Source organism: Cellulosimicrobium sp. SH8, assembly GCF_025818875.1.
In the GTDB taxonomy this organism is placed as follows: domain Bacteria; phylum Actinomycetota; class Actinomycetes; order Actinomycetales; family Cellulomonadaceae; genus Cellulosimicrobium; species Cellulosimicrobium cellulans_D.
This window is the reverse complement of sequence record NZ_JAMXMH010000001.1, coordinates 375381-391269: the sequence shown is the minus strand read 5'-3', so window position 1 is coordinate 391269 and position 15889 is coordinate 375381. Positions and strand designations below refer to the sequence as shown.

At 73.7% G+C, this 15889-nt stretch carries 11 protein-coding genes; 4 read left to right on the top strand and 7 right to left on the bottom strand.

Annotation, left to right across the window (positions count from 1 at the left end; all coding sequences use genetic code 11):
• Positions 1–71 precede the first annotated feature (71 nt).
• Positions 72–1808: an ABC-F family ATP-binding cassette domain-containing protein gene (locus tag NF338_RS01720; RefSeq protein WP_264029186.1), complete on the bottom strand. Its 1737-nt coding sequence runs from the start codon at positions 1806–1808 to the stop codon at positions 72–74.
• Positions 1809–2025: 217 nt separating this feature from the next.
• Positions 2026–4056: a M15 family metallopeptidase gene (locus NF338_RS01715; protein WP_264029185.1), complete on the bottom strand. Its 2031-nt coding sequence runs from the start codon at positions 4054–4056 to the stop codon at positions 2026–2028.
• Between the two features lie 205 nt (positions 4057–4261).
• Between NF338_RS01715 and NF338_RS01710 the strand changes: the two genes are divergently transcribed.
• Both NF338_RS01710 and NF338_RS01705 read left to right on the top strand, forming a co-directional pair.
• A complete protein-coding gene (locus tag NF338_RS01710; protein WP_264029184.1) occupies positions 4262–4780 on the top strand; it encodes a hypothetical protein in 519 nt (172 codons plus the stop codon).
• Positions 4781–5008: 228 nt separating this feature from the next.
• The gene (locus NF338_RS01705) at positions 5009–5581 is read left to right on the top strand and encodes a hypothetical protein (RefSeq protein ID WP_264029183.1); all 573 of its coding nucleotides are present in this window, start codon (positions 5009–5011) and stop codon (positions 5579–5581) included.
• A 227-nt stretch (positions 5582–5808) separates the two neighbouring features.
• Here NF338_RS01705 and NF338_RS01700 read toward each other — a convergent pair whose 3' ends face one another.
• On the bottom strand, positions 5809–6591 hold the full coding sequence (locus tag NF338_RS01700) for a tetratricopeptide repeat protein (protein ID WP_264029182.1): 783 nt from the start codon (positions 6589–6591) through the stop codon (positions 5809–5811).
• A gap of 198 nt (positions 6592–6789) precedes the next feature.
• On the opposite strand from NF338_RS01700, the gene NF338_RS01695 reads away from it, so the two are divergent.
• A complete protein-coding gene (locus NF338_RS01695) occupies positions 6790–7977 on the top strand; it encodes a GAF domain-containing sensor histidine kinase (RefSeq protein WP_264029181.1) in 1188 nt (395 codons plus the stop codon).
• An 18-nt stretch (positions 7978–7995) separates the two neighbouring features.
• On the opposite strand, the gene NF338_RS01690 is transcribed toward NF338_RS01695, so the two are convergent.
• From NF338_RS01690 to NF338_RS01680, 3 genes are all read right to left on the bottom strand, one after another.
• A complete protein-coding gene (locus NF338_RS01690) occupies positions 7996–8517 on the bottom strand; it encodes a GNAT family N-acetyltransferase (protein ID WP_264029180.1) in 522 nt (173 codons plus the stop codon).
• Between the two features lie 31 nt (positions 8518–8548).
• On the bottom strand, positions 8549–9022 hold the full coding sequence (locus NF338_RS01685; RefSeq protein ID WP_204538192.1) for a pyridoxamine 5'-phosphate oxidase family protein: 474 nt from the start codon (positions 9020–9022) through the stop codon (positions 8549–8551).
• 142 nt (positions 9023–9164) lie between these two features.
• Positions 9165–9896: a response regulator transcription factor gene (locus NF338_RS01680; RefSeq protein ID WP_082379792.1), complete on the bottom strand. Its 732-nt coding sequence runs from the start codon at positions 9894–9896 to the stop codon at positions 9165–9167.
• 214 nt (positions 9897–10110) lie between these two features.
• Between NF338_RS01680 and NF338_RS01675 the strand changes: the two genes are divergently transcribed.
• Complete coding sequence (locus NF338_RS01675) at positions 10111–11010, top strand: universal stress protein (protein WP_167551021.1); 900 nt, start codon at positions 10111–10113, stop codon at positions 11008–11010.
• 172 nt (positions 11011–11182) lie between these two features.
• Here the strand turns inward: NF338_RS01675 and NF338_RS01670 are convergent, their stop codons facing one another.
• Entirely contained in the window at positions 11183–15682 is a 4500-nt protein-coding gene (locus tag NF338_RS01670) for a PQQ-dependent sugar dehydrogenase (RefSeq protein ID WP_264029179.1), read from the bottom strand.
• Between the last annotated feature and the right edge of the window lie 207 nt (positions 15683–15889).

The following is a 15889-nucleotide window of genomic DNA, read 5'->3' as shown; positions in this document are numbered from 1 at the left end:
GCGCCTTGGGCCAGCGAGTTGTCGGCGCCCCACGGGTCACACGACGCGTGGGGCGCCGACAGGTGCAGGGCTCACGCGAGGTGCACGACGTCGCCCGTCCAGCGCTGCCGCAGCCACCGGTCGTGCGACGCGACGACGACGGCGCCCGGCCACTCGTCGACGGCCTCCATGAGCTCCCCCGCGAGCGTGAGCGACACGTGGTTCGTCGGCTCGTCGAGGAGCAGCACGTCCGGCGCTTGCGTGACGAGCATGGCGAGCACGACGCGCCGCCGCTGGCCCACGGACAGCTCCGCGAGCGGGCGCCCGAGGTCGCGCGGCGCGAGCAGCCCGTGCGCGTCCACGGCGGCCTCGCGCGCGCCCGCCCGGTCCGTCGGGTCCCAGCCCTGCGCGAGGGCGAGGAGCTCGCGCGACGTGCGGTCGTCGTCGTGCAGGTGCACGTCCTGCTCCAGCAGCCCGACGCGCACCCCGCGCGCCCGCCCGACCGTGCCCGCGTCAGGTGCGAGGTCGCCCGCGAGGACGTGCAGGAGCGTCGACTTCCCCGCGCCGTTGGCGCCCGTGACGAGCAGCCGCGTGCCGCGCGCGACCTCGATCGAGGGCACGCCCGACGCCGCCATGTCGAGCCTTTCGGCGCGCTCGCCGGGCGCGCCCGTGCCCGCCGGTCGGTGCACGACGACGCCCCGCGCCCAGGCGACGACGTCGCCCCCTCCCGGGGTGATCGCGCCGTCGCCGCTCGGCGGGGCGAAGCGCAGCGGCGGCGGGGGCTTGCGGACCTGGTCGCGATCGAGGGCGTCGAGGCGCTGCTGCGCGTTGCGCACGCGCCGCGACACCTGGCTCTGGACGCGCTCCCCCTTGAAGTCGTAGAGGATCTTCGCCTGGTTGCCGCGCTCGCGGTTCTTCGAGACGTCGCGAGCGGTGACCGCGACGGACCGGCGCAGCTCGACGAGCTCCGCCTGCTCGGCCTCGAACCGCTGCTCCCAGCGCGCGCGCTCGACGCGCTTCGCGTCCAGGTAGTCGCTGTACGTGCCGCCGTACAGCGTGGCCGTGCCCCCGGGTCGCGACGCGCCGTCCGCGGCGCCCCGCAGCGGCTCGGCCACGGGGTCGAGGTCGAGGATCTCCGTGCACACCTCGTCGAGGAAGACCCGGTCGTGGCTCGCGAGCACGACGGCGCCCGGGAGCGCGCGCAGCGCCGCCGCGAGGAACTCGGCCGCGTCGTCGTCGAGGTGGTTCGTCGGCTCGTCCAGCAGCAGCGCGCCGGGTTGGCGCACCAGCAGCGCGGCGAGCCCGAGCCGCGTCCGCTGCCCGCCCGAGAGCGAGCCGACGGCCCGACCGGCGACACCGTCGACGTCGAGCCCCAGGCCAGCGAGCGTGCGCGCGGCCCGCGCGTCGGCGTCCCACACGTCCGCGAGCTCGGCCCGGGCGAGGGCGCGGGCGTACGCCTCGTCGGCGCCCGCGACGGGCCCCCCGCCGTCCGGACCCGCGAGGGCGAGCGCGGCCTCCTCGAGCTCGCGCTCGATCGCCCGGACGCGCGCCAGCGCGTCGTCGACGACCGCGCGCACGGTCGTCGACGGCGGGTACGGGAACTCCTGGTGGAGGAACCCGAGATCGTCGGGCCGGGTCACCGCACCGTCGTCGGGCGCGAGGGCGCCCGCGAGCACGCGCAGCAGGGTGGACTTGCCGACGCCGTTCTCGCCGACGAGACCCGTGCGGTGGCCGGGGTCGACGGCGAGGTCGACGCCGCGCAGGACGGGACGACCCGCGAACGACACGCGGACGTCGGACGCACGGAGGACAGGGGTGGAACGGGCCATGGGTGATCACCTACCAGGGTGCCCGGGCGGCACGCACGCGCGCCGAGGACGGCGCGGGGGCCACGACGACGGGCTCGACGGGACGGAGCGGTCGGGGCAGGTGAGGATCACATCGTCGACGAGGCTACGCGGTCGCGCCGCACGGCGCACGGGATTTATCGCGCGCGCCGTGGGCTCGGGGACCCGACGACCTTCCGCGTCTCGATGCCGTCCCGCGTCAGGGTGCGGCCGTCTCCGTCGCGTCCCCGGTGGGCTCCTCGGTCGGCGCCGACGTCGGTGCGGCGGTCGGCTCGTCGGTGGGATCCGGCGTCGGCTCGGGCTCGGGCTCGGGCTCGACGACCGCGGGGCCGGTCGAGACGACGATCGTCACCGTGCTCCCCGGCGCGACCTGGGCACCGGAGCCCGGGTCGACCGCGATCACGGTACCCGCCGCGGCGGCGTCCTCCTTGGTCGTCACGCTGACCTTGAGCCCTGCCTTCGCGAGCGCTGCCTCGACGTCGGCCTGCGTCCGCCCGACGAGCCCGGCCGGCACGGCGATCTTCGCGGGCTCCTCCGGCTCGGTCGGCGTCGTCGGCTCGGTCGGCTTCGTGGGCTCGGTCGGCTTCGTGGGCTCGGTCGGCTTCGTGGGCTCGGTGGGCGGGGTCGGGGTCGGCTTCGGCGCCGGGGGCGCGGTCGGGGTCGACGGCTTCTGCGGGGTCGTCGGCGACGTGCCCTCGGAGGGCGTGTAGCGCGTCGGCATCTTGCCCGCGGCGAAGAACTCGAAGTGCCACGGCTCGGGCTTGGACCCGTTCGGCCGCGCCCAGGCGGGGTTGTCCCAGCCGTAGTCCGGGCCGTGCGTGCGCAGCCACACGTACTCGCGCGACGTCCCCGACGGGACGTTGCCGCCGATGTCGATCGCGAGGCCCCAGCCGTGCTGGGACGTCCCGGGGACCGCGGCGAGGTAGGGCTTGATGGCCTTGAGCCGCACCTGGTCGTCGTACGGGCGGTAGGCGTCGGTGATCTTGAGCGCGTACCCGAACTCCTTCTGGAACTCGGCTGCGAGCGCCTCGAGCTGCTCCGCCGCGTCGCAGCGCAGCGTCTTGCCCGGCGCGAAGTCGAGCGCGCACAGCGCCTCGGGCGGGATCCGGCCGTTCTGGTACTGCGCGGTCGAGCCCGCGTACCTCTCGACCACCTCGGCGAGCCGCTCCGCGAGGGTCGTGCCCGCGAGCGCCGTCACGCCGGCCGCGGGGACGACGCCGACGGGAGAGAAGTCGGTACCGAGCAGGTCCGCGAGGTGTGTCGCCGAGACCACGACGTCCTCGAGCGTCACGTCGCCGTGGGCGTGGTCGTCGTCCTCGGCGTGCTCGCCGTCACCGCTGTCATCCGACGGGTCGGCAGCATCGCCCGAGGTGCCGTCGAGCTCCCCCGGAGCGACGCCGTCGGGAGCCGGCACGGCGTCCTCGGGCAGCGTGCGGTCCCCCGGGGTCCTCGTACCGTCGGTGGAGCCCGGCGTCGTCGGACCCGTCGGCGCGTCGCTCGACGGCGACGGGCTCGGCGACCCGCTCGGGCTGGGGGACGGGCTGGGGTCGGGGCTGCTCGTCGGGCTCGGGGACGGGGCGGTGCGCGTGGCAGACGTGCGCACCACGTCCACGTCGCCCGCGGCGTCCACGGACGCCGGCTGCTGCGCGGGACGCCCGGCGGGCGTCGTCCCCTGGTCGTCCGTGCCGGGGACGGTTCGGTCGTCGGAGCCCGTGCCCGGGTCGAGCGGCTCCGGGAGCTCGGGAACCTCGGCGTCGTCGAGCGACTCGTCGAGGTCGAGCCCGCCGTCGGGAACCACCTGGACGGGCACGCGGCGCGCGGCGTCCTGCTGGGCGAGGTACGTGGCGAGGAGCATGCCGAGCTCCGCGCGCGCCTGCTCCACGGGGGCGGTGACCTCACCGTCCGCGAGCGCGTTGGCCGTGGCGAGGACCTCGATCGCGCCGTCGAGCTGCTGGTCCTCGTCGAGCCCGGCCCCGAGCGTGCTGGACAGCGCCGAGACCTGCGTCGCGGTCGTGCCCTCGGCGGAGAAGAACGACGCGCCCGGTCGGGGCTCGACGCTCCCCGCGAGCGCCGCGGCGAGCGTGATCGCGAGCGCCGAGGAGATGAGGACGTGGGAGACGGTGCGAGCCCGTCGCGCGAAGCGCGGCGACGGGGCGGCTGCGGGCACCGCAGGCTCAGGCGTCTCGGGCACGTCGTCCGTCGCGCCCTCGTGCTCCGCCGTGGTGCTCACCGCTCACTCCCGTGCTTCGTGCCCTGCCACGGACCTGCGGTCCCGCGCGCCGGTTCAGCGCGTCGTCGCGCCCGACGTCACGGCTGCGCGCGCCCACCGGTCGGTGTGCTGCATGCTGCACGCCACAGTGCCCTCGTCCGCTTACCGTACACCGCCTCCACGCGGCTCTCACCCCCGTCTCATGTTTGCGGGGGAGAATGCCGCCATGAGTTCACCGACGCGTCACCGCAGGTCAACGTCACGCTCGTTCGCGCTCGGCGCGGCGGTCGTCGCGGCCCTCGCGCTCTCCGGCTGCGCGGAGGACGGCTCGGTGAGCGTGCCGGAGTTCACCCTCACCGGGGACCAGGTCCAGCAGTTCCTCGACGACGCCCGGTCCCAGGCGGAGACGATCGGCGACGACGTCCGGGCGCTCACCGACGACCTCGGGTCCCTGTCCGGAGACGCCCGCACGCGCGCCGAGGACGCGGTCGCGGCCGCGCAGGAGGCGGCGGACGAGGCCCGCGCCGCGGCGGACGAGGCCGCCACGGCCACGGAGGACACCCGGGCCGAGGCCGAGCAGCGCCTCGCCGACGCGGAGACCGCGCTCGAGGACGCGTCCACCGAGCTCGACGCGGTCGCGGACTCCCTCTCCGGCGCCGACGCGGCCGTCCGCGACGCGATCGAGAGCCTGCGCACGCGCGTGGACGAGCTGCGTGCGGAGATCGACGGCTCCACCGGCTCCTGAGCGACCCGGCCGGAGGGCGCGGCGAGCGATGCGTCGGCGCCCGAGCGCTGCGTCCCCGGACGCAGCGCTCGGCCCGGGACGCATCGTTCGCGCGGAATCGCCCGGCTCACCGGTGACCTAGGTCCCCGTGGGCGGCGACCTTTGCCTGACGTCCACCCTTCCTTCACAGGGGTTTGCTTGGTCTCAGGAGCCCGACCGCACCGGCCGGGTCGATGAGAGGGGACAGTGATGAAGGGGACGATCGAGCGGAGCGCCAACGCGCCGCTCCCTACGGTCGAAGGCAACGAGCCGGAGACCCTCAGCCTCGCGGAGCGCGCTCCGCGACACACCCAGGTCGTCCTCGGCGTCCTGCGGATCGTGCTCGGCTTCTACTTCCTCTGGGCGTTCCTCGACAAGACGTTCGGGCTCGGGTTCGCGACCCCCGCCGAGCGGTCGTGGATCAACGGGAACAGCCCGACCACCGGCTTCCTGTCGAACCTCGAGGGCACGTTCTCGGGCTTCTTCGGCGGCCTGGCCGGCAACGCGTTCATCGACGTGCTCTTCATGGTCGGCCTGCTCGGCATCGGGCTCGCCCTCATCCTGGGCATCGGCATGCGGGTCGCCTCGGTGAGCGGCACGCTCCTGCTCCTGCTCATGTACCTGGCCGAGCTCCCGCTCGTGACCAACCCGATCATCGACGACCACATCACGATGGCCCTGACGATCATCGCGCTCACGCTCCTCGGGGCGGGCAGCGTGCTCGGTCTCGGCAAGACGTGGAAGAAGATCCCGTTCGTCCAGCGCAACGCCTGGCTGGTCTGACGGTCACGACAGCCCGCCGTGTGCGGCGGGCCTACGGGGCGACCGATACCGCGCGACGATTCTGAGGCCGTCGCTGCAGGGAGTCGCTCCCGGGGGAAGAGGGACGTGCGGGCGGTGGGGAGACCACCCGCACGTCCCGCCCTCCGCGCCCGGCAGGGCGACCGACGCTCGACGGAGCGGGTCGCCCGCCGGGCGCCTTTCTGTCCCCACCCGCGTGGCCCCCGGTGTCAGCCGAAGCGCGCGAGCAGCTCCGCCGCCTGGGCGTCGCCCTGGCCGGCGGCCTCGCTCCACAGCGTCATCGCCTCGGCGACCCGACCGGCCCGCAGCCGCAGGACGCCGAGGCTCGTGCGCGCGGTCGGCTCGCCGACGAGCGCCGCCTGCTCCAGCAGGTCCTCGGCGTCGAGGCCACGGCCCGCACGGACGTAGAGGTCCGCCAGCGGCGCCGCGACACGTGCCTCGCCCGCCTCGGCCCAGCCCTCCAGGAGGGCGACGGCGTCGTCCCCCGTGAGCGCGCCGCTGCGCGTCAGCTCGACCGCGGCCTCCCAGCTCTCGCCCGACGTCGCGGCCAGGAGGTCGGCGGCGGCGTCCTGCTCCCCCAGCTCGGCGAGCACCTGCGCGAGCCGCACGGAGGCGCCCTCGACCTCCTGCGCCTGCTCGTACCACCGGCGGGCGGCGTGCAGGTCCCCGCGCTCGGTCGCGACCTGCGCGGCCATGAACGCGCCGAGCACGTCGCCCGCGAGGCCCGCGAGCTCGAAGCAGCGGAACGCCTCGGCGGCGTCGCCTGCCTCGTGGTGCGCGACCCCCAGCCGGTACACGGCCCCGGGGACTCCGTGCGCGACGGCCGACTCGTAGAACGGCACCGCGGCGGCGGGACTGCCGAGGGCGCGTAGGTCGTCGGCGATGGCGACGAGCTCGGCGGGGTCGTCGGGGTGCAGGTGCCCGACGGCGGCCCGCAGGTCGGCGAGCGCGGTCGCCGCGGCGGGGCCCGCGCCCTGGTCGGTGGTCGGCATGCGGCACCGCGTCCCTTCGGCCCCCTGCGTCGACGGCCTCGGTCGGCCCGTGCCGGGCCGGGAGCGGTGTGCGACCGGCAGGACGGCGACGGACGTCCCGAGATGTGGACGCACGATAGCGCGGGGGTGTCGCCCACGTCACACCTCCAGGTCAGGCGGGGTGCTGCCCGGTGCCTCTCGTCTGGGAGACTGGCTCGGGTGAGCGGAACGACGGACCTGCCGGCCACCGCCGGGCAACGCGTGCTGGACGCGGTCGTGGCGGTGACGAGCGACCTCGACCTCCCGCAGGTGCTGCGGCGCATCGTCGAGGCGGCGATGGAGCTGACCGGCGCGCGGTACGGGGCGCTGGGGGTGCTCGACGCCTCGGGCCGCGAGCGCCTCGCGCAGTTCATCCCGCTGGGTCTCTCGGACGACGAGGTCGCCGCGATCGACCACTGGCCGCACGGCGAGGGCCTGCTCGGCGAGCTCATCGACAACCCGGAGCCCATCCGCGTCCCGGAGATCGCCGACGACGTCCGCTCGGCGGGCTTCCCCGAGGGCCACCCGCCGATGCACACGTTCCTCGGCGTCCCGGTCCGGGTGCGCGAGACCGTGTTCGGCAACCTCTACCTCACGGACAAGCGGGTGCCCGGGGCGGGCGGCGAGGACTCCACGACGGAGTTCACGGCCGAGGACGAGGCGGCCGTGATCGCGCTCGCCGCGGCCGCGGGCGTCGCGATCGAGAACGCGCGGCTCTACGGGCGGGCCAAGCAGGTGGGCGTCCTCGAGGACCGCGACCGCATCGCGCGCGACCTGCACGACGTCGTGATCCAGCGGCTGTTCGCGTCCGCGATGACCCTCATGAGCGTGCAGCCGCTCGTGGCCGACCCGAACGCGCGGACCCGCATCGAGGAGACCGTCTCCGACCTCGACGAGACGATCCGGCAGATCCGCTCGACCATCTTCGCCCTGCACACGGCGACCGACCCGGACGCGCCCTCCATCGAGGACCGGTTCCGCGCGCAGGCGGAGGCCGCGACGACGGTGCTCGGGTTCGCGCCGGAGGTCAGCGTCGAGGTCGCCTCCGAGGGATCGGGCGCAGGCGTGTCCGACGGCGGCCCGAGCCTGCCCGCCGAGGTCGCCGACCAGCTCGTCGTGGTGCTCGGCGAGTCCCTGACCAACGTGGCGCGGCACGCGCAGGCGAGCCACGTCGTCGTGCACCTGTCCGTGACCGCGCACGAGGCGCGCCTGGCCGTCACGGACGACGGCGTGGGGATCCAGCCCGGCGGGAGGCGCTCGGGGCTGCGGAACATGCAGGCGCGCGCGGCGGCGCTGGGCGGGTCCAGCACCGCGACCGCGCTGCCCGACGGCGGCACGCGGCTCGAGTGGTGGGTGCCGCTCGTCTGACGCGGCACGCCGCGCTCCTCAGAGCGTGCGGTGCATGACGTGCAGGCCCACGAGGCCGTGCACGGGGTGGTCGAACGCCTCGGGCACGGTCGCGAGGACCACGAAGCCGAGCGACTCCCAGAGCCGCACCGCACGCTCGTTCGTCTCCACGACGGCGTTGAACTGCATCGCCCGGTAGCCGTCGGCGCGCGCTCCGTCGAGCACCGCGCGGGCGAGCGTCCGGCCCACGCCCCGCCCTGCGCCGTCGGGCCCGACGACGAAGCTCGCGTTCGCGACGTGCGCTCCCGCGCCCGGGTGGTTGGGCAGGTACTTCGCCGTGCCGAGCACCGTGCCCGGTGCCGCGCTCGCGTCGCCGGACGCGGCAACCGCGACGAGGACCCGCGCGCCCGGCGCCCGGGTCCAGGCGGCACGCGCGTCGGCCTCGCTGATGTCCCGCGGGTACGTGTACGTCTCCCCGGCGCGGAAGACGGGCTCCAGCGCGCGCCAGATCCCCGGCCAGTCGTCGGGCGTCGCGTCGCGCACCTCGGTCGCCTCCGTCATGCGGCGAGCGTAGCCGCGCCGGGCGACCGCCTCAGCGCAGTATCCGCCGCCCGGTGACGATGCGCGGGACGACCTTGATGACGCGGTCGCGCACGCCCGGCACGAACGTCACGAGCGGGAGCGCGAGCAGCCGTGCCCGCTCCACCGGCTCGGTGACCTCGAACGTGCGGCCCACGAGCACGACGGACCAGCCGGAGCGCGCCTCGGCGTCGAACTGGTCGACCTCGAACGCGACGACCGCGCGGCTCGCGGCGACCGCGAGCTTGGAGCCCTCGGCGGTGCGGAAGACGACGTCCGGCCCGTCGAGGACGAAGTTCACCGGCTGGATCGCCGGCAGCGCGTGGTCGGTGTAGACGATCCTGCCCACGGGGACGGTCGCGAGGAGCGCGTAGCTCTCCTCCGGCGTGAGCTCCGAGAGCCCTGCCGAGGCGCGCGGACGCTCGGCCGTCATGGCCCCCGCTCCCGCCACCGGTGCCCCTGTCCCGGTCCGCTCGACTGTGTCCATCTCCACATCGTCGCGCCGCGGTGTCAGATCGGCGAGAGCCGAAGGTCCCGACGCCGCGCGGTCGCCCGGACCCTCGCCGTCGGCCCCCGGTCCGTCCGCCGACGAGCCCTCGGACCCCGCGGGGCGCACCCCGGCGTCGCCCTCAGGGACGGAAGGGCTGGCCACCGTGCTGCCGGTCCCCCGCCGGCGCGCCCGCGCCCGGGGTGCCGCCCTGGCGCGTCGCCTCCTCCTGGCGCATCTCGGTCGCGAGCACCGCGACCTGGGTGCGCCGCTGGAGCCCGAGCGTCGCGAGGACGTGCGAGACGTAGTTCTTGACCGTCTTCTCCGCGAGGTAGAGACGCTTGCCGATCTCGCGGTTCGTCAGGCCCTCGCCGATGAGCGCGACGATCTGGCGCTCCTGCTGGGACAGGCCCTCGAGCCGGTCCGGGATCTCGTCCGCGGCGTGGCGCAGACGCTCGAGCACGCGCGCCGTGCTCGCCGGGTCGAGCAGCGACCCGCCCGCCGCGACGGTGCGGACCGCGCCGACGAGGTCGGACCCGTGGATCTGCTTGAGCACGTACCCCGACGCGCCGGCGAGCACGGCCTGGAACAGCGCCTCGTCGTCGGCGAACGACGTGAGCATGAGGCAGCCGACCTCGGGGAGCTCGGAGCGCACCTCCCGGCACACCTCGACGCCGGAGCCGTCGGGCAGGCGCACGTCGAGGATCGCGACGTCGGGTCGCGTCGCCTTGATGCGCGCGAGCGCGGACGCGGCGGTGCCGGCCTCGCCGACGACGGTGATGTCACCGGCCGCCTCGAGCAGCGCGGCGACGCCGCGCCGGACCACCTCGTGGTCGTCGAGCAGGAACACACGGATCGGGTGGGGAGAGCCCATGCCCTCAACGTAGCCCGTCGGGGGCGGATTCTCGCGCGCGCGAGGGTGCGACGCCGCAGGTACGGGACCTTCGTCCCGCGACCTGGAGCCGTGGGTCCCCGCGCGCCGGGGCGGTCGCAGGGTGCGTGCGCCCGGTCTCGGGGGGTATCCAGGAGGTGTGCAGGCGGCGGGAGGACGTCCGCCGCGAAGGGGACGAGGGACCGAGGTGGGAACCGTGAGCGGATCGACGCAGCAGGTCGTGCTGGTCGGTGTGGACGGCAGCGCGACGAGCGGCAAGGCCCTGGACTGGGCGGTGCGCGAGGCGGCCCGGCGCGGCGCCCAGCTCCGCGTGCTGCACGTCGCCTACGTGCCGGTGGTCGCGACGCCGTTCGTCGGCGGCGCGTACTACCCGAGCGTCGAGGAGCTCGGCGAGATCGCCGGGCCCATCCTGTCGGCCGCCGCGGAGCGCGCCGCGCACGTCGACCCCACTGTCCCCGTGCGCACCACGCTGCGCTCCGGCCCGCCCGCGGAGGCGCTGCTCGACGAGGCCAAGGACGCCGACCTCGTCGTGGTCGGGTCGCGCGGCCTGGGCTCCGTCGGCTCCATGTTCTTCGGCTCCGTCGGGACGCGGCTCGCCGCGCGCTCGCCCGTGCCGGTCGTCGTCGTGCCGCCGGTCGTGGACCGGGCCGAGCGGACGACCGACGTGGTCGTCGGCGTCGACGGGTCCGTGCACGGCGACGCGGCGCTGCGGTTCGCGCTCGACGAGGCGGCGCGCACCCGGTCGCGCGTCGTCGCGGTGTGCGCGTGGCGGCTGCCGGCGGGGCCCCTGTGGGAGGAGAACCCGTCGTTCTACACCGCGGCCGAGCGCGACGCGCGGGCCGAGGCGTCGCGCACCGTCGAGGCGGCGCTCGCGCGCGTGCGCACCGCCGAGCACGACGACGTCCTCGTCGAGACGTTCGTCGTGGACCGCGAGCCGTCCGTCGCGATCCGGGAGGCCGCGGCGGGAGCCGCGCTGACCGTCGTCGGTTCGCGCGGCCGGGGTGACCTGCGCGGCATGGTCCTGGGTTCCGTGAGCCAGCAGGTGCTGCACCACGCGACGCACCCGGTCGCCGTCGTGCACGCCGAGAAGGCGTAGCCCGCCACGGCGTTCACCACGCCCGGCACGGACAGGTGGTGGTGCGCCCGCTGCCGGACGGGCACACCACCCCTGAGAAGTGGGGCAGCATCGGCCGCCGCCCCACGCGGCGCCCCGGTGGCGCCGGACGAGACGGTGTCGGACCCCCGTCTCGCCCGGCGTTCGGGTCACATCAGCCGCACGACCGCGCGGCGTACTCGGCCGTGACCGTGTCGGTGCCGCCGTCGGCGTCCGTCACGGTGACGGTCACCTCGCCGGCCTCGATCTCCGTGGCACGCGTGCTGAACGACTGGTAGGCGTTCTTGCCCGGGGCCACGTCCGCGAAGGTCTTGGCGCCGAACGGCGTCTCGACCGCGATCTCCAGCGCGGAGTCGTCCACGTTGAGCGCACGGACCGCGACGTAGACCTTGCCGGCCAGGCAGCGCGGCTCGACCGTCACGTCGACCTCCGGGGTGTCCGCACCGGCAGGGATGCCGGTGAGGTACTCGAAGCCCTCGGCGGAGAACTCGTCGTTCGCCGGCGAGCCGTCGTACTCCATGACGAAGTACGCCACGTCCGCGTCGAGACCGGCCCGCAGGATGTCCTGCAGCGGCATGTCACCCTCACCGAGGTTGGTGAACGTCGGACGCCCACCCGCGTTGAGGTTGGTCGCGTCCTTGATGTGCAGGAGCTCGATGCGGTCCGCGTACTCGTCGATCAGCGCCGGGACGTCCACGCCGGCGTTCGCCGCCCAGGCCGTGTCCAGCTCGAAGGCGACGTACTCGGGGTTCGTCTCCGCCACGAGGATCTCCCACGCGGAGGTCAGCTCACCCTTGTACTCGTACTGGGTGTTGAACTCCTGGTCGTGGTTGTGGCCGAACAGCTTGCCGGTGCCGTTCGCGACCGAACGCTCGCCAAGACGGTCCATGGCGTCGGCCGTGGCCAGCACGTTCTCCAGGCCCCCACCGATACCGGGGGACGGGAAGCCGCCCGAGCCCACGTACTCCTGGCCCAGCGTCTTGACGTACGCGAGGGTCGCGTCGAAGGTGCCCTCGTTCACGTTGTAGTGCGAGGACGGGACACGGAGACCGGCCGCGTCGAACTGGGCACGAGCCTGCTCCGCCGTGAGGCCCGAGTAGTTCGACCCGAAGGGCTCGACGTTCTCGAAGCCGATCTCGCCCAGGCGGTCGTAGACGCCCTCCCAGCCGATCTGGCGGCTCCACGAGCTGAGCGAGAACAGCTGCATCGAGACCTTGTCCACGGGGATGGTGACCGGCTCGGTCGGCTCCTCCGAGCCGCCCGCGGCCTCACCCGTGAGGTACTCGAACCCGGTCGTGGCGAAGGACTCGCCGTCGGCGGCCATGTCGTACTCCATGACGTAGTACGCGACACCGGCCTCCTTCGCGGCGGCCAGGATGTCCTGCAGCGGCACGTCGCCGTCACCGAGGTTGGTGAACGTCGGCCGGCCCCCGTTGTTGAGGTTGACCGCGTCCTTGATGTGCAGGAGCTCGATCCGGTCACCGTACTGCGCGAGCAGCGCGGGGACGTCGACCCCGGCGTGGGCGGCCCACGCGACATCGACCTCGAAGGTCACGTACTCGGGGTCGGTCTCGGCCACGAGGATCTCCCACGCGGACATCTCGACACCGTCGTGCACGTACTTCGTCCGGAACTCGCTGTCGTGGTTGTGGCCGAAGAACTTCTCGAACCCGGCCGCCACAGCCCGCTCACCGAGACGGTTCATCGCCTCGGCCGTCGCGAGCGTGTTCTCGTAGGTGCCGATCCCCGGGGAGGGGAAGCCACCCGAGCCCACGTACTGCTGGCCGACCGCGCCCACGTACTCCAGGGTCTGGTCGAAGTCGCCCTCACCCACGTTGTAGTGCGAGGACGGGGCCTTCAGGCCTGCCGCCTCCGCCATGTCGTGGAACTCCTGACCCGTCAGCCCGGAGTAGTTGCCGCCGAAGGGCTCGATGTTCTGGAGCCCGATCTCGCCGAGACGCTCGAGCACCGCCTCCTGGCCGTCCGCACCCACCCACGGGATGAGCGAGAACATCTGGATCGACACCTGCTCCGCCGGGATGATGACGGACTTGCCGAAGAACACGTTGTCGACGTCGACGCCGCCCGTGCTCGTCACGACGACCTTGCCCGAGCCCTCCGGCACGCTGGTGAGCGTCCGGGTGACGTCGGTCCAGCCCTCGCTGCCGAAGCGGAGCTCGGCGAGCGACTCGTCGGTCGTGCCGTCGGCGCCCTCCCAGCCCAGCGTGACGGTGCCCTCGCCGCGACCGAGGACGGTCACGCGGTTGATGGCCTCGCCCGAGGGGGCGTGCTCGAAGGCCACGGGCTCGTAGGCGAACGAGTCGCCCGCGTCGAGGGACGTGACGTAGCCACCGGCGTCGGCGGTCTCGTCGACGACGACCTCGATGCCCTCGGCCTCGTCGTACCACTCGGCCTGCTGCTCCTCGGGCTTGAAGATGCGCGTCAGCTCACCGGTCGTGGCCGGGACGTCGCCCTGCGCCTGGTCGGTGTAGGTCACGACGAGGGTGCCGAAGATCTTCTCGCCCTCACCATGCTCCACGGCGTCCGCGTTGGTCGCGATGGTGATGCCGCAGCCGTCGGCGGTGTCCTTCGCCGTCCCGGTGACCTCCGGGTGGGCGTGGGTGTTGTGGCCGAGACCGAACGTGAACTTCACGTCGGTGCACGTGACCTCGTCGCCGTCCTCGGCGTCGTGCACGGAGACGCCGAGCTCGAGCTTGTCACCCCAGTTGAAGATCGCCCCGTCCGCGACGTCGACGCTGATCTCGGGCGCCGTGTTGCCGACGGTGATCTGCTTCGTCGAGAGCGTGAACAGACCCTCGGGGTCCGTGACCCGCAGGATGACGTCGTACTGCCCGAGCTCGGTGAACTCGTGCGTGACCTTCACGCCGGTGGCGTCGGTCTGGCCGTCACCGTCGAAGTCCCACTCGTAGGTGAGCTCGGCGCCCTCGGGGTCGCTCGACCGCGAGGCGTCGAACGTGACCTCGAGCGGGGCCTCGCTGCTGGAGATCGCGCTGGCGGTGAACGACGCCTGCGGGTGCTGGTTGCCCTCGCTGTAGGACACGCGGTACAGGCCCGCGTCCGGGTTCTGGCGGAAGAAGCCGTCACCGTACTCGAGCACGTACAGGTTGCCGTCGGGACCGAACTCGAAGTCCATGACGTTGTCCCAGATGGGCTGTGCGGCGCTCGTGAGGTGCGCGTTCGGCAGGAAGTCCTCCACGGCCGTCACCACGCCGGCGCTGCTCAGCTCGTCGAGCGTGAACGCGGCGACGTAGTCCTGGGAGAACTCCGCCATGAACGGCTTGCCGTCCCAGTACGCGGGGAACTTGCCCGGTGCGTCCGGGTAGTCGGCCGAGCGGAAGATCGGGCCGCCCATGGGGGCCTGGCCGCCGCCGCCCCACTCGGTCAGCGGGTCGAGCAGCTCGGGCTGGTCGCCGGGGTTGTCGCCGTAGTAGACCTGCGGCGCGGTCGCGGGCGGCAGGACGTCCAGGCCGGTGTTCCACGTCGAGTTGTTCTCGGCGCCGGCCTCGCAGTCGAAGAAGTCTCCCGGCGTCGACGTCGCGTAGTCGTACTCGTTGTAGTTCGCGTTGGGGCCGTGGCAGTACGGCCAGCCGCCGTTCATCGGCTCGGTCGTCAGGTTCCACTCGACGTAGCCCATGGGCCCACGGTCCGGGTTCGCGGTGGCTGCGTCGGGGCCGTAGTCGCCCCACACCAGCGCGCCGGACTCGACGTCGTAGTCGATCCGGAACGGGTTGCGCAGGCCCATGACGTAGGTCTCGTCGCGCACGAGGTCGCGGACGTCGTCGTACTGCGGGTCGTCGAAGAGGTTGCCCTCGGGGATCGTGTACGTGCTTCCCGGGCCGACCTCGGTGCCGGCGGCGAGGTCCTCGATCGGGTTGATCCGCAGGATCTTGCCGCGCAGGTCGTTGGTGCTGCCGGCGCCGCGACGGTCGTCGAAGCCGGGGTTCATGCCCGGGGCGTTGTTGTTGGGCGCGTACCCCGCCGCACCCGGCGCGCTCGCCGGCGTGTTGTCACCGGTGGAGAGGAACAGGTTCCCGTCCTCGTCCCACGCCATGTCCGCACCGACGTGGCAGCACTGCCCGCGCTGCGCGTCGACCTTGAGGAGCTCGCGCTCGGTGGAGAGGTCGATCGTGGCCGTCGCCGGGTCCCACGTGAACCGCGACAGCACGTTGTAGCCCAGCCACCGGTCCCAGTAGCTCTCGTCCTCGCCTGCGGGCAGCGAGTTCGGCGCGCTCCCGCTCGGCGTCGTCTCCGGGTAGTCGACGCCCGAGGGCGACGTGCCCTCCATCACCCGAGGCGCGTAGACCATGTAGACGAAGTGGTTCTCCTCGAAGTCCGGGTCCAGGGAGATCCCCTGGAGGCCGTCCTCCGAGTTCTTGTAGACGTCGAGCTGCGCGATCTGGCTCGTCAGACCCGTCGTCGGGTCCGTGAGTCGCACGACGCCGTCGCGGGCCGTGTGCAGGACGCGCGAGTCGGGCAGGACGGCGAGGTCGATCGGCTCGCCGGTGTCCTTGCTGAGCAGCACCTTCTCGTAGTTGTCCCAGTCGAGCGCGGCCGCGTCGGCAGCGGCGGTGTCGCCGCCCTCCTCGTGCCCGGGGTGGGCGTACGCCCCTCCGACCGTCAGCGGTACCAGCATCGCGGCTGAGACCGCCGCAGCGGCGTAGCGGGACCACCTTCGGTGGCCTGGGGAAAATCTGTGCACAACGTCCTCCTTGACGCACTTGGGGAACCAAGCAGCCTGCACCGTGAGGGCGCGGCACAGGGTCTCTGGCCGCGCTCCTCCGTGGCTCGCGCCGGTCGACGCCTGCGAGCACTCGACGCTGAGGCTGCACGTGCGACCGAC

Coding starts and splice junctions, on each gene's coding strand:
- NF338_RS01720 (WP_264029186.1), bottom strand. CDS start 1,808: ATGGCCCGTTCCACCCCTGTCCTCCGTGCGTCCGACGTCCGCGTGTCG.
- NF338_RS01710 (WP_264029184.1), top strand. CDS start 4,262: ATGAGTTCACCGACGCGTCACCGCAGGTCAACGTCACGCTCGTTCGCG.
- NF338_RS01705 (WP_264029183.1), top strand. CDS start 5,009: ATGAAGGGGACGATCGAGCGGAGCGCCAACGCGCCGCTCCCTACGGTC.
- NF338_RS01700 (WP_264029182.1), bottom strand. CDS start 6,591: ATGCCGACCACCGACCAGGGCGCGGGCCCCGCCGCGGCGACCGCGCTC.
- NF338_RS01690 (WP_264029180.1), bottom strand. CDS start 8,517: ATGACGGAGGCGACCGAGGTGCGCGACGCGACGCCCGACGACTGGCCG.
- NF338_RS01685 (WP_204538192.1), bottom strand. CDS start 9,022: ATGGACACAGTCGAGCGGACCGGGACAGGGGCACCGGTGGCGGGAGCG.
- NF338_RS01680 (WP_082379792.1), bottom strand. CDS start 9,896: ATGGGCTCTCCCCACCCGATCCGTGTGTTCCTGCTCGACGACCACGAG.
- NF338_RS01670 (WP_264029179.1), bottom strand. CDS start 15,682: ATGCTGGTACCGCTGACGGTCGGAGGGGCGTACGCCCACCCCGGGCAC.